This is a genomic window from Metabacillus hrfriensis, from assembly GCF_030127205.1.
Lineage (GTDB): Bacteria > Bacillota > Bacilli > Bacillales > Bacillaceae > Bacillus_P > Bacillus_P dongyingensis.
The window spans coordinates 3,521,252-3,543,084 of the sequence record NZ_CP126116.1; the positions used below are offsets into that span (position 1 = coordinate 3,521,252).

General features: G+C 40.4%; 26 protein-coding genes. All 26 read right to left on the reverse strand.

The window, feature by feature from the left end:
• Positions 1-169 precede the first annotated feature (169 nt).
• Positions 170-610 carry a cell wall hydrolase gene (locus QLQ22_RS17430; RefSeq protein WP_284015270.1) on the reverse strand — a complete coding sequence of 147 codons (441 nt, stop codon included), beginning with the start codon at positions 608-610 and terminating at the stop codon, positions 170-172.
• Between the two features lie 469 nt (positions 611-1,079).
• On the reverse strand, positions 1,080-1,238 hold the full coding sequence (locus tag QLQ22_RS17435; protein WP_223436586.1) for a YjcZ family sporulation protein: 159 nt from the start codon (positions 1,236-1,238) through the stop codon (positions 1,080-1,082).
• Positions 1,239-1,542: 304 nt separating this feature from the next.
• Entirely contained in the window at positions 1,543-1,662 is a 120-nt protein-coding gene (locus tag QLQ22_RS25195) for a multicopper oxidase domain-containing protein (RefSeq protein WP_223436587.1), read from the reverse strand.
• A gap of 103 nt (positions 1,663-1,765) precedes the next feature.
• Positions 1,766-2,557: a sporulation transcription factor Spo0A gene (gene spo0A, locus QLQ22_RS17440; RefSeq protein WP_223436589.1), complete on the reverse strand. Its 792-nt coding sequence runs from the start codon at positions 2,555-2,557 to the stop codon at positions 1,766-1,768.
• Between the two features lie 302 nt (positions 2,558-2,859).
• Positions 2,860-4,149: a SpoIVB peptidase gene (spoIVB, locus tag QLQ22_RS17445; RefSeq protein ID WP_223436591.1), complete on the reverse strand. Its 1,290-nt coding sequence runs from the start codon at positions 4,147-4,149 to the stop codon at positions 2,860-2,862.
• Positions 4,150-4,374: 225 nt separating this feature from the next.
• Complete coding sequence (gene recN, locus QLQ22_RS17450; protein WP_284015271.1) at positions 4,375-6,099, reverse strand: DNA repair protein RecN; 1,725 nt, start codon at positions 6,097-6,099, stop codon at positions 4,375-4,377.
• Positions 6,100-6,130: 31 nt separating this feature from the next.
• Entirely contained in the window at positions 6,131-6,580 is a 450-nt protein-coding gene (ahrC, locus tag QLQ22_RS17455) for a transcriptional regulator AhrC/ArgR (RefSeq protein ID WP_223436595.1), read from the reverse strand.
• A 127-nt stretch (positions 6,581-6,707) separates the two neighbouring features.
• Complete coding sequence (locus QLQ22_RS17460) at positions 6,708-7,550, reverse strand: TlyA family RNA methyltransferase (RefSeq protein WP_252207176.1); 843 nt, start codon at positions 7,548-7,550, stop codon at positions 6,708-6,710.
• Positions 7,551-7,553: 3 nt separating this feature from the next.
• Positions 7,554-9,446, reverse strand: a complete 1,893-nt coding sequence (dxs, locus tag QLQ22_RS17465) for a 1-deoxy-D-xylulose-5-phosphate synthase (protein WP_223436599.1) — start codon at positions 9,444-9,446, stop codon at positions 7,554-7,556.
• A gap of 306 nt (positions 9,447-9,752) precedes the next feature.
• Positions 9,753-10,637: a polyprenyl synthetase family protein gene (locus QLQ22_RS17470; RefSeq protein ID WP_284015272.1), complete on the reverse strand. Its 885-nt coding sequence runs from the start codon at positions 10,635-10,637 to the stop codon at positions 9,753-9,755.
• On the reverse strand, positions 10,637-10,870 hold the full coding sequence (locus QLQ22_RS17475; protein WP_070876663.1) for an exodeoxyribonuclease VII small subunit: 234 nt from the start codon (positions 10,868-10,870) through the stop codon (positions 10,637-10,639). Before QLQ22_RS17475 ends, QLQ22_RS17470 begins: the two co-directional genes overlap by 1 nt.
• Positions 10,863-12,215 (reverse strand): exodeoxyribonuclease VII large subunit, encoded by a 1,353-nt coding sequence (gene xseA / locus QLQ22_RS17480; RefSeq protein ID WP_284015273.1) that lies wholly within the window; start codon positions 12,213-12,215, stop codon positions 10,863-10,865. Before xseA ends, QLQ22_RS17475 begins: the two co-directional genes overlap by 8 nt.
• 14 nt (positions 12,216-12,229) lie before the next feature.
• Positions 12,230-13,105, reverse strand: coding sequence for a bifunctional methylenetetrahydrofolate dehydrogenase/methenyltetrahydrofolate cyclohydrolase FolD (gene folD / locus QLQ22_RS17485; protein ID WP_223436604.1), 876 nt, complete (start codon positions 13,103-13,105; stop codon positions 12,230-12,232).
• 31 nt (positions 13,106-13,136) lie between these two features.
• Positions 13,137-13,529 carry a transcription antitermination factor NusB gene (nusB, locus tag QLQ22_RS17490; protein WP_223436607.1) on the reverse strand — a complete coding sequence of 131 codons (393 nt, stop codon included), beginning with the start codon at positions 13,527-13,529 and terminating at the stop codon, positions 13,137-13,139.
• Positions 13,530-13,730: 201 nt separating this feature from the next.
• Positions 13,731-14,138 (reverse strand): Asp23/Gls24 family envelope stress response protein, encoded by a 408-nt coding sequence (locus QLQ22_RS17495; RefSeq protein WP_223436610.1) that lies wholly within the window; start codon positions 14,136-14,138, stop codon positions 13,731-13,733.
• A 23-nt stretch (positions 14,139-14,161) separates the two neighbouring features.
• The gene (accC, locus tag QLQ22_RS17500) at positions 14,162-15,514 is read right to left on the reverse strand and encodes an acetyl-CoA carboxylase biotin carboxylase subunit (protein WP_223436611.1); all 1,353 of its coding nucleotides are present in this window, start codon (positions 15,512-15,514) and stop codon (positions 14,162-14,164) included.
• 11 nt (positions 15,515-15,525) lie between these two features.
• The gene (gene accB / locus QLQ22_RS17505) at positions 15,526-16,023 is read right to left on the reverse strand and encodes an acetyl-CoA carboxylase biotin carboxyl carrier protein (RefSeq protein ID WP_223436613.1); all 498 of its coding nucleotides are present in this window, start codon (positions 16,021-16,023) and stop codon (positions 15,526-15,528) included.
• A gap of 253 nt (positions 16,024-16,276) precedes the next feature.
• Positions 16,277-16,861, reverse strand: coding sequence for a SpoIIIAH-like family protein (locus QLQ22_RS17510; protein WP_223443539.1), 585 nt, complete (start codon positions 16,859-16,861; stop codon positions 16,277-16,279).
• Between the two features lie 17 nt (positions 16,862-16,878).
• Positions 16,879-17,532, reverse strand: coding sequence for a stage III sporulation protein AG (spoIIIAG, locus tag QLQ22_RS17515; RefSeq protein WP_223436615.1), 654 nt, complete (start codon positions 17,530-17,532; stop codon positions 16,879-16,881).
• Positions 17,525-18,157, reverse strand: a complete 633-nt coding sequence (gene spoIIIAF, locus QLQ22_RS17520; protein ID WP_252207178.1) for a stage III sporulation protein AF — start codon at positions 18,155-18,157, stop codon at positions 17,525-17,527. Before spoIIIAF ends, spoIIIAG begins: the two co-directional genes overlap by 8 nt.
• A gap of 12 nt (positions 18,158-18,169) precedes the next feature.
• Positions 18,170-19,339, reverse strand: a complete 1,170-nt coding sequence (spoIIIAE, locus tag QLQ22_RS17525) for a stage III sporulation protein AE (protein WP_223436618.1) — start codon at positions 19,337-19,339, stop codon at positions 18,170-18,172.
• Between the two features lie 26 nt (positions 19,340-19,365).
• The gene (gene spoIIIAD / locus QLQ22_RS17530; protein ID WP_223443542.1) at positions 19,366-19,755 is read right to left on the reverse strand and encodes a stage III sporulation protein AD; all 390 of its coding nucleotides are present in this window, start codon (positions 19,753-19,755) and stop codon (positions 19,366-19,368) included.
• 12 nt (positions 19,756-19,767) lie between these two features.
• Positions 19,768-19,974, reverse strand: a complete 207-nt coding sequence (spoIIIAC, locus tag QLQ22_RS17535) for a stage III sporulation protein AC (protein ID WP_029279768.1) — start codon at positions 19,972-19,974, stop codon at positions 19,768-19,770.
• 21 nt (positions 19,975-19,995) lie between these two features.
• Entirely contained in the window at positions 19,996-20,511 is a 516-nt protein-coding gene (gene spoIIIAB / locus QLQ22_RS17540) for a stage III sporulation protein SpoIIIAB (protein WP_223436620.1), read from the reverse strand.
• On the reverse strand, positions 20,504-21,427 hold the full coding sequence (gene spoIIIAA, locus QLQ22_RS17545; RefSeq protein WP_252207179.1) for a stage III sporulation protein AA: 924 nt from the start codon (positions 21,425-21,427) through the stop codon (positions 20,504-20,506). The genes spoIIIAB and spoIIIAA overlap by 8 nt, the downstream gene beginning before the upstream one ends.
• Before the next feature lie 72 nt (positions 21,428-21,499).
• Positions 21,500-21,781, reverse strand: coding sequence for a YqhV family protein (locus QLQ22_RS17550; RefSeq protein ID WP_223436624.1), 282 nt, complete (start codon positions 21,779-21,781; stop codon positions 21,500-21,502).
• Between the last annotated feature and the right edge of the window lie 52 nt (positions 21,782-21,833).

Sequence of the window (21,833 nt, forward strand, 5' to 3'; positions counted from 1 at the left end):
CAAGATTTTGAAAAAGTGTACAACTAAAGGGTTTCAATCTTTTTTTCTGCAGACAGCTGATACATTACCTACAGGAGTTGCATTGAATGAATATGGTTGGCTACAAGCACCTGCTACTAAAAATTTTGTATTCGCAGCACCAAAAAGGCAAATTACAATAAAACTTCACCTAACCGCTATAAACAGTATCACATGTTCCAGGTTTAGGTTCATAATAACAATGTTGTTTAAATTGACCCGCAAAAGGTTGACCGTACCATGTTGGAGGGCATGGAGCATATGGATTAAAATACCAAAGAGCATATTTCCCTGGGTGCTGTCTCCAATAATCCAAATTCTGTTTTGCTAATCTTTTTTCAACAGTTCTCGCTCTATTATAAAATACATTACCTTTTTGAACAGCTTCAAAAGAATAATTTCCTCCTTGTACATGAAAAATGACTTGTGGAATTGATCTTAAATTTTTAAAGTCTAAACAATTTGCTTTAAGACGATTAACAATTACATTGCCTACATATAACATTCCTTGTTTTCCTTCACCTTCGGCTTCTGCTCTCATCATCCTTGCCATTAAATCAACGTCTGAATTTCGGTAACTTACTCTTGGCATTTTTTCACCCCAAAAATATAGTATGAAAAAAAACCTGCATTGATGTCATTGTTTATAAAATAAGAATGCTTAGTTTTTAAGTAAGATGAAAACTATGGCATTCTTTTTTACACCTTTATTCAACTAAACTGCCCAAGTCCTTAATAAGGAAATCGCGATCACACTGTGCTGCAATCGCCACCTTTACATAAACTGCTCCTTTAGTTTCGAATAGCATTCAATAAGAGGCGGTTTAATTGCCTCCTTTAATGGAATAACTACAATATGGACTCAGTCCTAAATTTGCTCACTCAACTTATAACTTACGCACCCGTTAATTGAACAAGTATATGCTGCTTTTCAATCCAATCTTCAGCCGGTTTTAATTAAAAAGTGTGGAAATTGAATATTAATTGTGATCATTAACAATCGGATTTAAATAAGATGACACCAGTTCAATACTGAAGTCATCTTATAAAATAAATATGATTTAATATCGACCAATAAAGCTAGCACCAATAATGATTAGTAAAATAAACAGGACAACAATTAGTGCGAAGCCACCACCGTAGCCACCGCCGTAGCCACCGCCGTAACCACCACAGCAACGACCGCCGTAACCGCCGCCAAAACCACCATAGCCAAACATCCATATCACTCCTTTTAAGCATTTATTTGGAGATTAATCCTGAAAAAGTGACTTCAATGATAATAATCCCTAAATATACTATGTAGAGCATGTAATAATGATTGGGTTGCAATAAGTGAATAAACATATATTAAACTGTAATTCCCCCTGCAGCATGGCCCTTACAGCGGTTTTAATGTCAAAATTTTTGGAGGTACTCAGACTGGAGATAGTAAATATAACTGCCTCTTCAGCGGAAAAATTCATGTTACGAGTTCAACTTGTACATAATTGATTTTGATAACTAGAATCTTTAAGGCAATACTTAAACGGATCTCATCATTTCAATACCCGCATGTTCAAGTATATGGCAATGCCATACATATCCAGGACCAAGGCTGGAGGTAAAGACAAAATAAAAAGACCAACGAATTTTTTTGTTCATTGGTCATTCCAGAAAAAGTTTATAGGTTTTGAAATCGATATTTAGTATAAATTCTAAAAATTCGTTGGCTTACAAGACACCTGCTTCTAAGATTCTATCTCTCTCAAGAAGCTTTATGCTCTAAACGCAATTTGTCAGCGACCATTGCGATGAATTCAGAATTAGTTGGTTTAGCTTTAGACATGCTTACTGTATATCCGAATAAAGAGGAAATGGATTCAATATTCCCCCGGCTCCATGCTACTTCAATCGCATGACGGATTGCACGCTCGACACGGCTTGCTGTCGTATTATATTTTTTGGCGATATCAGGGTATAGTACTTTCGTTATAGAACCGAGCAGTTCAATATCATTATAAACCATTGAAATGGCCTCTCTTAAATATAAATAGCCTTTAATGTGAGCAGGAACGCCTATTTCGTGAATAATGCTTGTAATGTTTGCATCAAGGTTTCTTCCTTTATTTTCTGACTGGGATCTGAGAGAGGAGTTCGATCTTGAAAGAATCGGTGCTGCTGATTTACCGCTGACTTGTCGAATATGATTGACCAGGTTTTCCATATCAAAAGGTTTTAAAATGAAATATGAGGCACCAAGGTCAACTGCTTTCTTCGTAACATCTTCCTGTCCAAAGGCAGTCAGCATAATGACGTTAGGCTGTTTGGATTTTTCCATCTCCCTCACTTTTTCTAAAACAGCAAGTCCGTCCAGATGAGGCATGATAATATCCAAAACAAGCACATCAGGGTCTTTATCCTTTAACATATTCAGACACTCTTGTCCGTTATATGCAATGCCAAGCACTTCCATGTCTTCCTGACTTGAAATAAATTCATCCAAAAGCCCCACTAACTCGCGATTATCGTCAACGACACACACTTTTATATTCTTCAATTAAGCTTCCTCCTCAGTCTTCATTTCCCGCCTAAATCGATAGTATCTCTATACATCATTCTAAATGAGAATTTCGACAATGCAACATAAATTCCTCTTATTTTTTTAAAAAATACCAAAAAAATGAAATTTCTAAATTATTCTTCAATTTCCTCACGATTTCGACGTTTTACACTATTTAACATTTCCAAGGTTAAACAGTTTTGTCGAAAAATCTTCTTTCACTTATTTTACCTAATTGTGAACGATAAATAAAGCCAAAAAAAATAGCTGTTAAGAAACTTGTCTCAACAGCTAATTTATCAGCTCGCTTTTTTTGCATCTTTATGATAAATATCAATGCCCGCTTCGCTCAGCATCCATTCGATATGAACGCCATAACCTGAAGTTGGGTCATTTACAAATACATGTGTGACGGCTCCTATCACTTTTCCATTTTGAATAATCGGGCTGCCGCTCATCCCTTGAACAATTCCGCCTGATTTCGCTAAAAGCGCCGGGTCGGTAATCTTTATAACCATCCCTTTAATAGCAGGAAACTTTTGAGGAGTTGAACTGACAATTTCCACATCAAATTCTTCCACTTTGTCCTGATCGACTACCGTCAATATGTGAGCCGGACCTTCCTTTACTTCGTTGGATAACGCGATTGGCATCGGCTCATCATAAAGACCATTTGACATGTCCTCATTCAGCTTGCCAAATATTCCGAATGGGCTGTTGCGCGTAATATTGCCGATCACTTGACGGTCGCTTGAAAACCTTGCCAGCTTTTCACCAGGATTTCCGTTGCTTCCTTTTTCAATCGATGTCACCGTAGATCTGACAACTTGGCCATCCTGAACGACTATCGGCTTTTTCGTATCCATATCTGAAATCACATGGCCCAGAGCCCCATATTTTTTTGAATTAGGATCATAAAATGTCATGGTCCCAATTCCTGCTGCAGAGTCACGTATATATAAACCAATTCGGTAGGCACGTTCATTCTCATCTTTAAGAGGAACTAATTTCGTTTCAATTTCTTTATTTTCTCTCGATATGACTAAATCCAAAGGCTTGCCTGTTTTTCCTGCATCCTGAATAAAAGGTGTTACATCACTCATGTTTTCGACTGTAGAGCCATTTATCTTTTTTATAATATCACCGACTTGGACACCTGCAATTTCGCCAGGTGATTTTTTACCTTCGGCTGTTTTAATTTGATGATGACCTACAACCAGAACACCAAGCGTATTCAGTTTTACACCGATTGATTGGCCGCCTGGTATGATTTTAAAATCTTCAAGCACTTTTACATTCACTTTTTTAATTGGAATACCGGCTAAATCAAATACTATTTCGCCAACTCCGCTTTGCTTGCCTTCAATCTGAAGGGATTCAGCGCCAGTTTTAATAGAAAAAACATGTTCTGAATCGCCGGAGTTTGCACCAGCCTGCAGAGATGTTTCCATTGATAATTGCTGATTTTCAAATACGGTTAAAGAATTTGGCAATTGAATGTATTCTTTAACAGGTTTTACAAATCCTAAACTCATTAAAGAAACAAGGAGAATACAACCAATTATTTTTCTAATTTTATCAAAGCTCAAATATACACACTCTCCTCGCTCCTGACACCACACCAATACATTGGCTACATTCATTAATTTTGCCTTCTGAAGGCGCATTTATAACTGATATAAAAAGAAAATGTTGCTGATTTGATGTATAACGTGTTTAATGCACAGAAAAAAGGAAGGGATTGAATCCTTCATCCGGATATTCCGGTCTGTATAGCCGGCAAACAAAAAAAATACTGCCGATGATGGCAGTATTTACAGGCTCTTGACCGTATCAGCAAGAGCCAGCAGTTCTTTTGCATGCTGTTTTGTTAAATCCGTTACTTCAACGCCGGCAATCATCCTGCCGACTTCTTTTATTTTTTCCTCTTCTAAAAGAGGTTTTACGCTTGTTTTGGTTCTTCCTTTAACTGTTTCTTTTGAAATGAAAAGGTGTGTATCGGCCATTGCCGCAACTTGCGGAAGATGTGTAATACAAAGCACTTGCGAACCGACAGATACTTTATAGATTTTTTCTGCAATCGCCTGGGCGACACGGCCGCTGACACCTGTATCCACTTCATCAAAAATAATTGAGGTGACACCCTGATGCTTTGAAAAGATGCTTTTCATTGCAAGCATGATTCTTGAAAGCTCTCCGCCAGAAGCAATTTTAGAAAGCGGCTTTAATGGTTCTCCAGGATTTGTCGATATGTAAAATTCCGTTTCATCCACACCATTTTCACCAAATTTCGCAGGGACACCATCAATTTGAGGTGCATCCTTGCTGCCTTGCCTAACACTAAAAACAACTTCAAATTTTGTTTTTTCCATATATAATTCTTTCAGCTCCCGCTGAATTTGCTTCGTCAGCTCAGCAGCACTTTTTTTCCGGACGGCTGTCACGTTCTTTGCTTCAACGATAAGATCTTTCACAAGGCTGTCTAACTCGTTTTTCAGCTTGAACAAATGACTGTCACGGTTTTGGATTGTATCTATTTCCTCTTCAATTGCTGCTGCATATTCAAGGATTTCTTCTACATCCTGTCCGTATTTTCTTTTGAGATGCGTAATTTCGCCAAGTCTTGTTTCAATTTCATTCAACCGCTCTGGATCAAATTCCAATTGATCGAGCTCATTTCGAATCTGAAAGGATAAATCCTCAAGCATGTAATAGCAGTTCGAAATGGTTTCGGACATTTCTTTCAGCGAGTCATTAATAGCTGATACCTCTTCTAATTGACTCATGGAATGTCCAATATAATCTAGCCCTCTTTGCTCGCCGTGCAAGGCATTATAGCTGTTTTGAAGTGATTCAAATATTTTTTCAAAGTTGGATATTTGGCTTTTTTCCTCCATAAGCCGCTCATCTTCTTTGATTTTCAAATCTGCCTTTTCTATTTCTTCAAGCTGAAATTGAATCAAGTCAAGCCTGTGGGCCATTTCCTGTTCATTTTCAGACAGCTGTTTTATTTTTTTCACGAGCTTAGCATATGTATTGTAAATTTCTCTGTATGAAGCAAGAGCATGATTAATTTTTCCGGAACCGAACTGATCGAGAAGCTTCCAGTGATTTTCTTCGTTCATAAGCTCCTGATTGTCATGCTGTCCATGAATATCAATAATCATTTGTCCGATTTCCCTGAGAATTCCAATGGTTACAAGCTTCCCGTTAATACGGCAGATGCTTTTTCCCGAGGATGAAATGTCGCGTCTTAAAACAATCATGCCGTCGCTCGTGTCGATTCCAAAATCATTGCATCTGTCTATACATGGATGTTTTTCATCATCAAGTAAAAAAAGACCCTCTAATTCAGCACGTTTCTCCCCGTAACGAACAAATTCAGATGAGCCTCTTCCGCCGACAAGCAAATGGACGGCATCAATGATAATGGATTTCCCTGCTCCGGTTTCTCCAGTTAGTACTGTCAGCCCTTTCTCAAAGGAGACAGTCAATGATTCAATGATTGCAAAGTTTTTTATTGAAAGTTCCGCTAACACAGCGCCGGATCCCCCCTCAAATGTTTCATTATTACAGCATATCTAGAAAACGCTTAGAAATGGTCGCAGTATCCTCTGGCGACCGGCAAATGATGAGAATCGTATCATCTCCGCAAATTGTGCCCAAAATCTCATTCCAATCAAGATTATCAATTAACGCCCCTATGGCATTTGCGTTCCCCGGCAATGTTTTCATGACAATGTTATGCCCTGCTGAATCAATTTTTACGAAGGCATCCATTAAAGCCCGCTTCAGCTTTTGCAGCGGATTAAAACGCTGATCTGCCGGAAGGCTGTATTTGTATCTGCCGTCAAGCATAGGCACTTTAACGAGATGAAGCTCTTTTATATCCCTTGAAACAGTGGCCTGTGTCACGTTGAAGGCAGCTTCCTTAAGCATGTCCACTAACTCATCCTGAGTTTCAACTTCATTATGAGTAATCAGCTCGCGGATTTTTATGTGTCTTTGACCTTTATTCATTAGGCACCCCTTGTTAACTGTATGTTTATACTGAATATGTTATATGATATCTGCAAAAAAGTACACGTTTTTGTCGAAGTGTGTGTTCTTATTTTAATCAAAACAAACAGGAATAATAGCTGCTCTATTATTCCTGTTCCGATTTTTTGCTCTTTAGTTCATCATGGGCATTTTCCACAACACTGTCGATTGTATTTGGCAGCCTCATTGTCCCAGACTCGTCTGACCCATTCCAGCGCAGATGCAGCAGGAATTCAATGTTGCCGTCTCCTCCTGTTATGGGAGAAAAAGACAGATTACAGCAGTCATATCCTTCTTTTAACGCGAAATCAGTAATATATTCCAAAACCATCCTATGCGTTTTTGGTTCTCTGACAATCCCTTTCTTGCCCACCAGTTCCCTTCCGGCTTCAAACTGAGGTTTAACAAGAGCGATGCAGTCACCGCCGGCAATAAGAATTTTTTTAAGTGCAGGCAAAATTAATGTCAGAGAGATAAACGAAACATCTATGGAAGCTATTTCAGGCAGTCCTTCCGTAAAATCAGCAGGAGTGGAATATCTGAAATTTGTCCGTTCCATCACAACAACCCGTTCATCCTGACGAAGTTTCCACGCAAGCTGATTATAGCCAACATCAAGGGCATATGACAGCTTGGCCCCATTTTGCAGGGCACAATCAGTAAATCCGCCAGTTGAAGAACCAATATCAAGGAGAATTTTATTTTCTACGGTAAGATCAAATTCCTTTAATGCTTTTTCAAGCTTCAATCCGCCCCGGCTTACATAAGGCAGCATATTGCCCTTAATGGTAAGATTCATGGCCGGATCCACTTTCTCGCCCGGCTTTTCAACTCTTTCTTCATTTGCATAAACAAGCCCCGCCATAATGGCGCGCTTAGCTTTCTCTCTCGTTTCAATCAGCCCTCTTTCAACGAGGAGAATATCAATTCTTTCTTTTTTCGAACCCATTCACTAAACCCTTTTCTCTTTCGCTTTTGATATGCTTAATATCCGTTCCTCTGCGTGAGCAGCTGTTAAACCTATTTCATTCATCAGTTTACTTACACTGCCATGCTCAATGAAACGGTCAGGAATGCCCATTCGGTCTATAACAGCATCTGAATAGCCTTGCTCTTGAGCAAACTCAAGCACTGCACTTCCAAATCCGCCTTGCAGAACAGCCTCTTCGATTGTCAGCACCGGTAATTTTTCAATAAAGATCTGTGAAAGCATGGCATCATCAAGAGGTTTGATAAATCTTGCATTGACAACACGGACCGAAATGTCTTTTTCCGCCAGGCTTTCTGCAGCCTGCATAGCCATTTCAATCGTGGTGCCGAATGTCAGAATAACAGCATCTGTCCCCTCTCTGATTACTTCCCAGGTTCCAATAGGAATTTCTTTTAACTCATCATCCATTTTCACGCCAATTCCATTCCCTCTTGGATAACGAAGCGCTATTGGTCCTTCATTGTATTTGAGCGCAGTATAGACTAAATGCTGCCCTTCATTTTCATCTTTTGGCATCATGATTACCATGTTCGGCAAATGTCTCATGAACGCGATATCAAAGACACCCTGATGCGTCTCTCCATCAGCACCAACTAATCCCGATCGGTCAATTCCTATGAACACATTCAGGTTTTGACGGCAAATATCATGAACAACCTGATCATAAGCACGCTGAAGGAAGGTTGAATAAATGGCCAGAAACGGTTTCATATCTTGAGTTGCAAGGCCTGCAGCTACAGTTGTTGCATGCTGTTCTGCTATTCCTACATCAAACATTCGGTCAGGAAACTCGCTTGCAAAGCCTTCAAGCTTTGAACCGACAGGCATAGCTGGTGTAATTGCAACGATACGATCGTCTTCACGCGCCATTCTTCTAACTGTCTCACTGACAAGACTGCTCCATGCAGGGCCCGCTGTTTCACCTTTTACAAAATCTCCCGTTTCAATCTTATATGGGCCAGTTCCATGCCATGTTCCAATTTTATCTGTTTCTGCAGGCTGATAACCCTTGCCTTTTTTTGTAATGACATGCAAAAGTACAGGTCCTTTTGTTTTCTTTGCATACTGCAGATTTTCAAAAAGATCATCATAATTATGTCCATCTACAGGTCCAAGATATGTAATTCCAAGCTCCTCGAAAAAGATGCCTGATACAAGCATATATTTTAAGCTGTCTTTTACTCGTTCGGCAGTAGCTGCAAGCTTTCCGCCAACCGCAGGGATTTTTTTAAGAATATATTCAAGCTCATCTTTTACCCATTGATATTTGCCGGCAGTTCTTAATTTTCCAAGCACATTATGAAGAGCACCGACATTTGGTGCGATTGACATCTCATTATCATTTAAAATGATGATCATATCTTTTTGTTCATGTCCGATATGATTAAGTGCTTCAAGAGCCATACCTCCAGTCAGGGCGCCATCCCCGATAATCGGCACGATATGATCTTTCGTTCCCTTTAAATCTCTTGCAATGGCCATGCCCATTGCTGCAGATAAAGAAGTGGAACTGTGTCCTGTTTCCCAAACATCGTGTTCACTTTCGTTGCGTTTAGGAAATCCGCACAGACCCTGATATTGTCTGATTGTATCGAATTCGCATGCTCGTCCAGTCAATATTTTGTGAACATACGATTGATGCCCGACATCCCACAGGAATTTATCATTTGGGCTGTCAAATATTTTATGCAAAGCAATTGTCAGTTCCACAACACCGAGGTTAGGACCGATATGTCCGCCGCTGACAGAGAGCTTCTCAATTAAAAATTTACGGATTTCAGCACTCAATTGCTCAAGTTCATTATTTGATAGCTTTTTAAGGAATGAAGGGTCTTTAATGGATAACAGATCCAAATGGATCACTCACTTTCAGTTCATTTTCTACCTGGTTCTTTTAGTATAAAATAGCCGCTAACACAGCTGTGATAACGGCGACATTTGCAGCATTTCATGAAATTCTATTTTCATCCTGGTATCCCGCGCTGTTTGGAAGAGATATGTATAAAATATGGTGTAAGTATAACATACCGTTATAAAAACCTCAATTTGATGGTGTGCTATAACAGATTGAAGAGGTTTTCATGCAGTTGGAGAAACGGAATAGAGGGGGGAAAAACGTTTATAACCAAAAACGTGACAATCAGCTGTCACGTTTTTGATTTAATGATCTCTTGAAGCAATTAAATCGCATAATTCTTCAAGTAACCCCGATTGGATGTTTATATTTGCCAAAATGGCTTTAGCATGGCTGATGTGATCTTCAAGTTTCTGTTTTGCACCTGGTAAAGTCAGCAGGGACGGATAGGTTGTTTTTTTATTTGTTTCATCCGATCCGACAGGTTTTCCTATTTTAGATTGCTGGCCTTCAATGTCTAAAATATCATCCTGAATTTGAAAAGCAATTCCAATGTGATAGGCAAACTCACGCAGCTTTGCGATTTCATCATTGGATGCTTCAGCTAAGATTGCTCCTGCGATAATGCTGAAAGCCAATAGTTTTGCCGTTTTATGTTCATGAATATACTCTAATTCTGAAAGCGGCAGGTTTTTTGCTTCCCCCTGCATGTCTGCCACCTGACCGCCGACCATTCCTTCAATGCCTGAAGCTTTTACTAATTCGCTGATCAATGCAAGGCGTTTCTCTGCAGAGATGTCCTGCTGATCGGCTATAAGACCAAAACTGTGGGTCAACAGACCGTCTCCTGAAAGAATAGCGAGCGCTTCTCCGTATACTTTATGATTTGTTGGTTTTCCCCTTCTCAAATCATCATCATCCATTGAGGGAAGGTCATCATGAATGAGGGAATATGTATGAATCATCTCCACTGCACAAGCAGCAGGAATACCAATCTCTTCACGCTTTCCAAAAGCATTCAGCACAGCTAATACCAGTGCTGGACGAATCCTTTTGCCTCCGGCGCTCAGTGAATAAATCATCGCTTCCTTAATAGAAGCAGGACCTTTAAGGCCGCTGACGTATAAAGGCAATTTCCCCTCAATTAATTCTTTTCTGGAAGAAAGAAAATTTTCTAGAGACAGCGTCATTACTCTTCCTCCTGCAGATCAAAAGGAGCAAGCTCTCCGTCCTCGCGGAGAATCTGATCCATTTGCTTTTCAACCGTCTGCAGCTTATCATGGCAAAGTTTTGAAAGCTTCATCCCGTCTTGAAAATAAGCAATTGCTTTCTCTAAAGGCACATCGCCCTCTTCAAGCTTTTCAACTATTTGTTCAAGCTCTTCCATTGCTTGTTCAAAAGTAGCTTCTTTTTTTTCACTCATAAGCTTTTCGTTCCTCCACTCCTGTAACTTGGCAATTAACATGCCCGTCCTGCATTTGAATGTGAAGTTTATCACCGGTTTTGACTTGTGAGATGCTTTTCACGAGATCTTCGTCCTGATAAGCAATGCTGTATCCGCGCTCCATTATTTTCAGCGGGCTCAGTGCGTTCAGGCTTGCAGCCATTGACTGAAATTCAGTCTGTTTTTGACGCAGCAGAACGGACATATCTCTAGTCATTTTCTTTATCAATTGCTGATGCTTCTCTTTTTCACGATGGATTTGTTCACGGGGATGCAGACGGTATAACCGTTTTTTTAATTGATCAAAATTGTCCTTTTTCAGCTGAATAGACCTAAGGCTTTCTTTTTGCAGTGACTCTACTAAATCATCGAGCTGCTGTTCCTTTTGCTGATACAGCTGCTTCGGATATTTGAAGGCATACGACTTTTGGTAGTAGGCCAATTGCTCTTTTTTCGCTGAAATCTTTTCCTGCATAGCACGCAGCAAACGTGTTTGCCTATTGCTTGTCCGCTCCAGCAGCTCTGCAAAATGCGGCACTGCAAGCTCTGCAGCTCCCGTTGGAGTAGGCGCCCTTAAATCGGCAACAAAATCTGCGATTGTATAATCCGTTTCATGTCCCACTGCCGAGATAACCGGAACTTTGGAACTGAAAATTTCTCTTGCAACCATTTCTTCGTTAAAAGCCCATAATTCTTCAATGGATCCACCGCCGCGGCCAACAATAAGCACGTCCAGATACCCTAATGCATTGGCCTGCTTAATCGCTTTGACAACTGATGGGCCAGCATGGATTCCCTGCACAAGTGCAGGGAGAATGATGACTTTTGCAGAAGGATAACGGCGCTTGATTGTAATTAAAATATCCCGGACTGCAGCTCCCGTAGGCGAAGTAATGACACCTATTGTTGAAGGGTATTTAGGAATCGGCTGTTTGTGCTTTTGATCAAACAGCCCTTCTTGTTCGAGTTTCTTTTTTAGTTCCTCATATGCAAGGTACAGACTTCCAATACCGTCAGGCTGCATTTCTTTCACGTATATTTGATAGGTGCCGCTCGGTTCATACACCGAAATTTCGCAGCGCAGCAGCACTTTCATGCCATTTTCAGGCTTGAATTTAAGCGATGAATTTTGACCTGCAAACATAACGGCTGCAATTCGCGCCCCTTCATCCTTTAATGTGAAATACATATGGCCGCGGCTGTGCATTTTAACATTCGAAAGTTCACCCTTCACCCAAATATCCTTCAGGTGGGGATCGACATCAAATTTTCGTTTAATATACTTTGTTAATGCCGTAACTGTCACATGCTTGATTTCACTCATTGAGCAGGACTCCTTTAAAGCTCTTTACTTACCTGCAGTCTAACAGCTGAAATTCTTGCTGATTTTACTACATTGTGAGCAAGCATTGTAATCGTCATCGGACCTACTCCGCCCGGAACAGGAGTGATATGGCTGGCGATTTGCTTCGCATCTTCAAAAACGACATCTCCGCACAGCTTCCCTGTTTCAAGCCTGTTCACACCAACATCGATAACTACAGCATTCTGTTTTATATGCTCGCCTGTTATGAAATTAGCTCTGCCCACAGCTACAACCAAAATATCGGCTTGCTTCGTTACTTCTTTTAAGTCTGGAGTTCTTGAATGACAATACGTTACGGTAGCATGCTCATTCAAAAGCAAAATACCGACCGGCTTACCTACGATATTGCTGCGTCCTACCACTACAACATGTTTGCCGGCAATTTCAATGTTTGCAGATTTTATCATTTCTACGATTCCTGCAGGTGTACAAGGCAAAAAAGTATCTTCTCCGATCATCATTTGTCCGATATTCAGAGGATGAAATCCATCTACATCTTTTGCAGGAGAAATTTTTTCAATGACTGCTTTTTCTTGAATATGGTCCGGTAATGGAAGCTGAACTAGGATGCCGTGGCAGCTTTCATCATGGTTATATTTATCAATAACATCCAAAAGCTCTTCTTCTTTCATTGTTTCAGGAAAATGTTCAAGCGTGAATGCCACCCCGATTTCTTCTGACGCTTTCTGTTTTCCTTTAATATAAGAAATAGATGCTGGATGATCGCCTACTAAAATTACGACAAGTCCTGGTACGACACCTTGCTCTTTTAATTCTTTCACTTCTTGTGCAAGCTGTTTGCGTTTTTCCTGTGCTAATTCTTTTCCGCTGATTATTGAAGCTGTCATTGTTTTGTTCCTCCTCGGATGTTATGATTGCTTATTTTTCAATAGTATGCTTAATGTTTGAGAGGACACCATTAATAAACTTAGGTGATTGATCATCCCCAAAAGTTTTTGCGAGTTCAATTGCTTCGTCGAGAGTTACATTAACTGGAATTTCATCAATATACATCATTTCGTATACCGCAAGACGCAGTACAGATCGATCTACATTTGCAAGTCTTTCGAGTTTCCATTTCACTAAATGAGGTTTAATTTGCTCATCGATCTCTGCCATATGCTCAATTGTTCCTAGAACAAGAGCAGTCATAAACTCATCCAGATCTTCCCCGTCAAGCGCATGAGACATCGCTTCTTTTGGTTCAATATCACTTACATCTATTTGAAAGAGTGCCTGCAGCGCTTTTTCCCTTGCTAATCTTCGTTTCATTTGTTCTTGCTCCTTTATGTACAAAAATGTCGAAATGTCATAAAAAGATAATACCATATTTCACTGACAGAAGCACATCGTTAAAAACGTTTTCTGCTGAAATACCGAATAAAAAACTTCATACACATTTTATTATTCGTAGTTAATCAAATGTTCAATCTATTTAAGAAAAAAAAAACCAAAGGAAGATCTCCTCTGGCTTTACATTTCCTGGTCAATTTCAATTTCCTGAGACTTTGTTTCAAACTGAATTCCAACTACATGGATGTTGATTTCATTGATTTCAAGTGCTGTCATGTTGTATAAAGCTTGTCGCGTATTATCCTGAATGCGCTGAGCAACTGTAGGAATTGAAACTCCGAACATCATGACACAATATACATCAATCGTAATTCCATCTTCTGAAAGATCAACTTTTACACCTTTACCGTGATTCTTTTTCCCTAAACGCTCAACTACGCCAGATGCGAAGTTGCCGCGCATTTGGGCAACGCCTTCTACTTCGGAAGCTGCAATCCCGGCAATAACCTCAATGACCTCAGGAGCAATTTCAACTTTGCCAAGACCATTTTCTTCATGAGTCATTTCAAGTAATTTGTTTTCTTTCAAGAATCAGCACCTCCATATATTTTTCAAGCTTCCATTACTTTATGGATTTCTAAAAATTTCGTATTAAACTCTCCTGAAACAAACGTTTCATGTTCAAGCAGCTTTTGATGAAAGGGAATCGTTGTTGAAATCCCTTCAATCACAAATTCACCAAGGGCGCGTTTCATTCTCGCGATTGCTTCCTCACGCGTTGCACCATACGTAATCAGTTTCGCAATCATCGAATCATAGTATGGCGGAATTGAATAGCCCGGGTACACAGCTGAATCTACTCTAACACCCAGTCCTCCGGGCGGCAAGTACATTTCTATTTTACCAGGTGACGGCATAAAATTCTTCTCCGGATTCTCCGCGTTGATACGGCATTCGATGGACCAGCCATTGAAGACCACATCTTCCTGTTTAACTGAAAGGGCAGATCCTGATGCTACTTTAATCTGTTCTTTGATCAAATCAATGCCGGTTACCATTTCAGTCACGGGATGTTCTACTTGAATACGTGTATTCATTTCCATGAAATAAAACTTATTTTCAAGATAATCAAAAATGAATTCTACCGTTCCCGCTCCTGTGTAATTTACAGCCTCTGCTGCTTTAACAGCAGCTCTCCCCATGATCTCGCGCATTTCCGCCGACAATGCAGGAGAAGGTGTTTCTTCAAGCAACTTTTGGAGCCTGCGCTGAATTGTACAATCTCTTTCACCTAAATGAATGACATTGCCAAGCGAATCCGCCATAACCTGAATTTCCACATGTCTGAAATCCTCAATGTACTTTTCAATATAGACGCCTGGATTGCCAAAAGCAGTTGCTGCTTCCTGCTGAGTAATTTGAATGCCTTTAATCAGCTCTTGTTCCGTTTTTGCAACGCGGATGCCTTTTCCGCCGCCGCCTGCTGTTGCTTTGATTATAACAGGATATCCGATATCATTAGCAAGCGAAACAGCGTCGCCTGAATCTTTAATAATTCCCTGTGAACCTGGAACAATTGGAACTCCCGCTTTTCTCATCGTTTCTCTTGCAACATCCTTGGTTCCCATTTTTGAAATCGCGTCTGCGCTTGGTCCTACAAAGATTATGTTGCATTCCTGGCATAGCTCTGCAAAGTCAGCATTTTCAGCTAAAAACCCGTAGCCCGGGTGGATTGCATCACTGCCTGTCAATGTTGCAACACTAATAATGTTCGTGAAATTCAAATAGCTGTCTTTTGACGCTGTCGGTCCGACGCAAAATGCTTCATCTGCCAGCTGGACATGTAAAGAATCTCTGTCTGCTTCTGAGAAGACTGCAACCGTCTCTATTCCAAGTTCTTTGCATGCCCGAATAATCCGAACCGCAATTTCTCCTCTGTTTGCTATAAGCAATTTCTTAATCATAGTTTCTCTCCTTACTCTGGTCTGACAAGGAATAATGGCTGACCGTATTCAACAAGCTGACCATTTTCAGCTAAAATCTCAACAATTTCCCCTTTTACTTCTGCTTCAATTTCATTAAACAATTTCATTGCTTCTACGATACAGACAACTGAATCAGAAGTAATTTTAGATCCTACTTTTACATAGTCGTCTGTTTCCGGTGAAGATGCAGCATAAAACGTTCCTACCATTGGAGACGTGATTTTATGTAATGATTCTTCCTTAACAGGGGCCTCGGCTTCTTTCTTAGGCTCCTCTTTTATTTCCTGCAGTGCTGCCACAGCTTGCGGAGCAGGGATTGGATTCTGTTCTGCTGCTGCAACTGATGTAATGCGATTTGCAGGTTTCTCTAATTCATCTAAATGTTTTTTTAATTTGATTTTTGACCCTTCATGTTCATACGTAAATTCATCGATAGAAGACTGGTCAATGAGTTTGATCAGTTCTCTGATTTCTTGTATCTTCAACATCTGCTGGCACCCCTATTCAAATTCTTGATGATTTAGACCATCTTTTTCGTTTTATAATCTAGTACTAAAACTTAGTCCTATTATATATCTTACGACAGGTGAGTCATGGAATTCAATATTAATTCTTTCCTTAGGAAGAGGATCTTAAAATGAAAGACTACTTTAAATTATAAGTTAAATTTAACAAATATGAAACGATTACACCAATTAAATAGAAAATCCCCGTGTATCAGACACACGGGGAAGTCGCTATTTATTGATTAGAAGGCTCCAATGTAACCGCTACATCTTCCATGCCTTTCATTTCACTGCTTACTAATTGAATAATTTTATTTGCTTCGGATGCTGAGCTCTCTTTCGCTTTCACGGTTACTTTTACTTTCTCTCCTTCGATGCGGACTAGAGCATCGTCATAGCCATTGGATTTGATGAATGTCTCAAGAATCTCCTCATTTGCCACCGCTTCATCGATCGCATTCATTTCATCTCTTGCAGCACTTTTTTCAGCGGCTGAAACATCTTTGCTTGCCACGATATCCTCTAAGCTTTCTTTTCTTGCACTTCTCGTATCTTCCAGCTGCATGCGCATTGTAGCAAACAGCTCATCATTTGAGACCGATACAACAGTTCCATCTTCTGCTTCTTCGATTGTTACTTCCCCTTTATCGCTTTCTTTTTCTGTTTCTTTATCAGCGTCTGCTTTTTCATCTTTTTCAGCCTCTGCCCCAGTCAATGCCACATCGTTTTTCACTTCATCAGGTGTTGTAATATAGTAGACAGATAAAACTACAACCAAACTTAACATTGTTAATAACCAAACCGTTTGTTTTTTAAGCATCATTCATGAATCCTCCTCTATTTCCCTTTTTTAGCTGCAACTGCAACGCGGTGGCTCGGTACCCCAAGCACTCTTGTTACAGCTTCAACAATTGATTTTTTTATTTGAATGTTATCAGCACCCGCAGCAACAACAAGCACTCCCCTGATTTCCGGTTTTTTAGTCTGAAGGATGATTGGGGTTTCCTGCTCTCCCTTTCGGATAATGACAACGGATTCTTCAGTAGATCCATCTTCGACCGTCCTCTTTCCGCCTTGAGGATCCGTCTCTTCTGTCGTCTGGCTTTGCGACACGCTGTTTTTTTCAAGAATTTGCTCTGATGTGGCATCTACATTGACGACTACAAGTGCATTCTCAATTCCGATCATTGAATCGAGCGCTTCTTTTAATTGATTTTCATATTCCTGTTCATATTTATCGATAGACCCTGATCCCCCGTTTTCATCAGAGGGTTTAAAAACATCGGCATCTTTTTCAGTTGATGATGTTAGACCGGATACTTGCGACACCTTCGGCAAACTTGCCTCATTTGTAAAAAGATTGCTGACAAGCATAAAACCTATGCCAAGTGCCAAAACGATTAATACATAGTGATATTTAGTCGGTTTTTTGCCGTTTTCTGTGTTCAGCATGCTTTTTAACTTCTCAAACAAATTCTTTGGATTACTCATCTGTGCTGCCCTCCCCTCCTTCCATTTTCAAGGAAATCTTCTCAGGGTCAACTTCCCAGATACTTGCAAGATATGCTTTAATCTCTGATGCCCGCCTGATTTGATTTTCTTTTTGAGTCTCTGCTGTTTCTGCTGCACCCAGGTCAACTGGCTGAATGGTTTCAACTGCTTCAGATCCTGCTTCCTCTGCTTCGAGTGTTACCTCTATGCCCTGCAGACTTTTTTGAATTTCTTCAAACGGTTCATCTACAGAAAGAGAGATTTGTTTAATCGTTACATCATAGCTTTGCACCAGCTCCTCTTTTGCCTGTGATTTTAATTGGACAGCCATGTTTTCTAAAATATATGCATCATTAGATGCTTGTATTTCTTTTTTCTGCAAATCGATCATTTTTTTTATTTCTTCTTCTTTTGCAGGCGATTCCATTTGTACATCTGCTACAAGCGTATTGATGTCTGCAGACAATAATTTGAAGATCGGCGAGAGAATGATGACGATAAGCAGAAGACTGATGACCATCTTTGCGTACTTTTGCATAGCTGAATTGGGCAGCAGCAGATCAAGGATGACAGCAAGCATAATAAATAGAATGATATTCGCTATCCATTCTGTTAAAAAAGACATGCCTTCATCCTCCTATCGCACCATCATGGTAATATTTCCAGCTGCAATAATGACCGTAATACTTAAGAAAAACATTAATGAAACAATGGCAAGTGCTGCAAAAATATAAATCACGCTTTTGCTGATGATATCGAGGCATTTAATTATCGGGCCTCCGCCAAGCGGCTGCAGCAGAGCAGCCGTAAATTTATAGATAAAGGCAAGTGTCAGTACCTTTATTGCAGGAAATGCAGCGATAAAAAGCAGGATCGCAACACCGATAATTCCAACCGTATTTTTAAGAAGGACTGAAGCACTTATGACTGTATCCGTTGCATCGGTAAACATTCTGCCAAGCACCGGAATAAAGTTGCCTGTGACAAACTTAGCAGTCCGAATTGCCATTCCGTCAGATACTGCTGCAGATGCCCCCTGAACAGAGATGACACCGAGAAAGACTGTTAAAAAAGTCCCGAGAAGCCCAATACTGATATTGCGAAGCAGCTGTGCAAGCTGGGTCACTTTATATTGATCTGTCAATGTGCTTACGATGCTTAACAGAGCTGAGAGGAATAACAGCGGCAGGACGATCTTTTCAATCAATACCCCGCTTGTGTTCATAAGGAAGAGGATGACTGGATGGAAAAACGCTGCTGAGATAAGTCCTCCAGAAGCCGCCATGAGCGCGAGAAGCAGCGGAATCAGCGCCAGGATAAAGCTTGTCATCGTTTGGATGGCTTCCACTGTGTATTCGATCGCTATATGAAAACTATTAAGAGCGATGATCATCAGCACCATATATACAAGCGCATATGCTACTTTGCTTACAGTACTTTGGCTGAATGCTTCCTGAAGCAGCTGAAGAAGCATGCTGAAAATCGTCAGCAGAATAAGAGTCCCGAGGAGTTTGCCGTTTGCAATAATTTCATGAAAAATGTATTTCAAAAACGCTTTTGACCATTCCTGGAAGGACAATTCCTTTTCTCCATTTAGAAATTGAAGCAAGCTTCCCTTTTGACTCTCAGGAAGATACCCTCCATACTCTGTCATAATGTCATCCCAGAATTTTTTGATTTCCTGAATTCCGAGCTTGTCTATTTGCTGATCAATTAAATCCTGCTGCGGTGGAGGGGGTGAAGCTTGTACAATGACAGGAAAAGAAAAAAAGAATAAAAAGAAGATGGCGATGATTCCTTTTTTCATTTTACTCACCCCTTATAGCCTCGCTATTATGCCGGTATTAATCCGATAATTGTTTCAATAATGACAGTTAAAATAGGAACAGCCATGGACAGAATCAAGATTTTTCCGCCGAGCTCAATTTTTGAGGCAATGGCGCCTTGTCCGGCATCTTTTGTCATTTGGGCTCCAAACTCTGCTATATATGCAATTCCGATTATTTTTAAAATGGTTTCTACGTACATCATGTTTATATTTGCATTCAGCGCAATTTTTTCAATCATCGTGATAATTTGGGAAACCTGATCAACCAGAAATAAAAAGATGACGCAGCCGACAAATACGACAAGCATAAAAGCATATGTCGGCTTTTGTTCTTTTACGATTAACGCGAGAAAGGTTGCAACTAAACCAAGTCCGACAATCTGGATAATTTCAATCGCAGAGCCCCCCTATCCCTGAAAGAGGAAGACTGATTTTATTTTTTGGAACAGATCCTCAACAATGGAAGCTACCATAAACAGAATGTAGATAAACCCAAGCAATGTGACCCATTGTGCATACTCTTTCTTTCCCATTTGATCAAGTATCGTATGAAGAAATGCTACAACAATTCCGATTCCCGCTATCTGAAAAATGATATTCACATCTACTCCCATTGCATATAATCCTCCTGACTGCTACATCAATAAAATAACGAGCAATAATCCAGATAAAAAACCTAAGCTTTTCAGCATTGTTTCATAGCGGCTTTGTTTATCGAGAGCGTCGGCTTCCTCTCTTTCAAGATGGGTTAAAGTCAGACGAATATGTTTTTGCTGCGAGATAATGTCGTGCTGTCCGAGCGTCTCGCCAAATTGCTTTAAAATTTCATATTCCCCCTGCTTTAGCGCCGTCATCCGCCAAACTTCCTGCAGGCTATTCTCCCAAGCTGCTTTGACGCTCGTATGCCCTGCGGACAGCCGTTTGGAAAAGTCCTCAAAAAACCATGAGAGAGGCTTAGGCATCTGCTTTGATAAAGTAGCTGCCGCTTCCCTCAGGGGGGTGTGGGCATACATAATTTCTGCCTCAAGGGCCTGCAGAGCAACCTTAAGCTGCCTCAGCTGCCTCGGCCGCTCACTGATATGCTTCGCCACTTCAAACCCTGTCCAGGTTGTAGCAAGCAAAATAAATACAGCTCCAAGTATTTTAATCATGACAGGCTACCCGATCATTTCGAATCAGCCGTCTATCAGCATCCAGTATTTTTTGAACCGTACCAGGACCTCTTGTTCTTGAGAGCTCTATATATCTTCTAAAAATGCCATGCTCAACCAAAGGCCTGATCGACGGGCGTGAAATGACGTCGTCAAGCGAATAGCCGTGAACAGAAATGAAAAGCCCGACTCCTGCATGAACGGCCTCTAATATAGCTTCGGTATCTTCCATTCTGCCTGCCTCATCCACAACCAGCACATCCGGGCTCATTGACCTGATCATCATCATCATTCCCTCTGCTTTCGGACATGCATCAAGCACGTCCACTCTTTCGCCGAATTCATGCTGGGGAATTCCATTGATGCAGCCTGCAATTTCTGACCGCTCATCCACAATCCCTACTTTTACGGAAGGAATATTGCCTATTCCCGTACTCATAACCCTTGCAAAATCACGGAGCAGTGTTGTTTTCCCTGTTTGAGGAGGACCGATAATCATTGTATTCATCCAGGCTTTATGATAGATGCTGGATATAAAAGGTTCAGCAATGCCCTTTTTCTGTTTTGCTACACGAATATTAAAGGATGTTACGTTACGAATCGCTTTAACAGCACCATTTTCAGTTATAACACGTCCGGACAGCCCCACGCGGTGTCCGCCCTGAATGGTAATAAAGCCCCGCTTCAGCTCCTCTTCAAGTGTATAGATGGAGTATTGGCTCAGCTCATTCAATAGAGTTATTCCGTCTTGATATGTAGCCTCGCAAGGCAAAAACAAAGGGTCGCCTGCTACTACAATTTCAACTCTTTTCAAAATCCTAATGCGGATCTCTTCCATTTTTTCAAGCGCTTCCCGGGGCAGGTTCAGCACGTGTTTTCTTATTGTTTCAGGAAGCATCTCTGTAATCTCGTTCAATTGGCTTCCTCCTTGCATAGTCTCTTGATACTCTCATGTTTATGCAGGCTTGGACACAATATGACTTCTATGTTACTTATAGACTCCAATTAATATAAAAGACACTCCGATTGCGATAAATATCAGTTTTGCATAAGAAAGCTGCTCTGCAATCTGAAAGATTCCTATTGTCATGGTTAAAATAAAAATAATCGGACCGACTATGGCCAGTAAGGAATTAATTAATACAGCTTTGCGCACATCGTTGAAAACGAGCATCAATATAGCTGCCGTCATTTCAATACTTGCTGATAAAAATCTTAAGAGAGCCATTGATCTTACTGCCGGATCTAAATTAGCGAGGTAGTGTTTCATCTTGTCCTCCTCCATGGTTATTATTAAAACCTATGAAAGATGAAGCATGTTT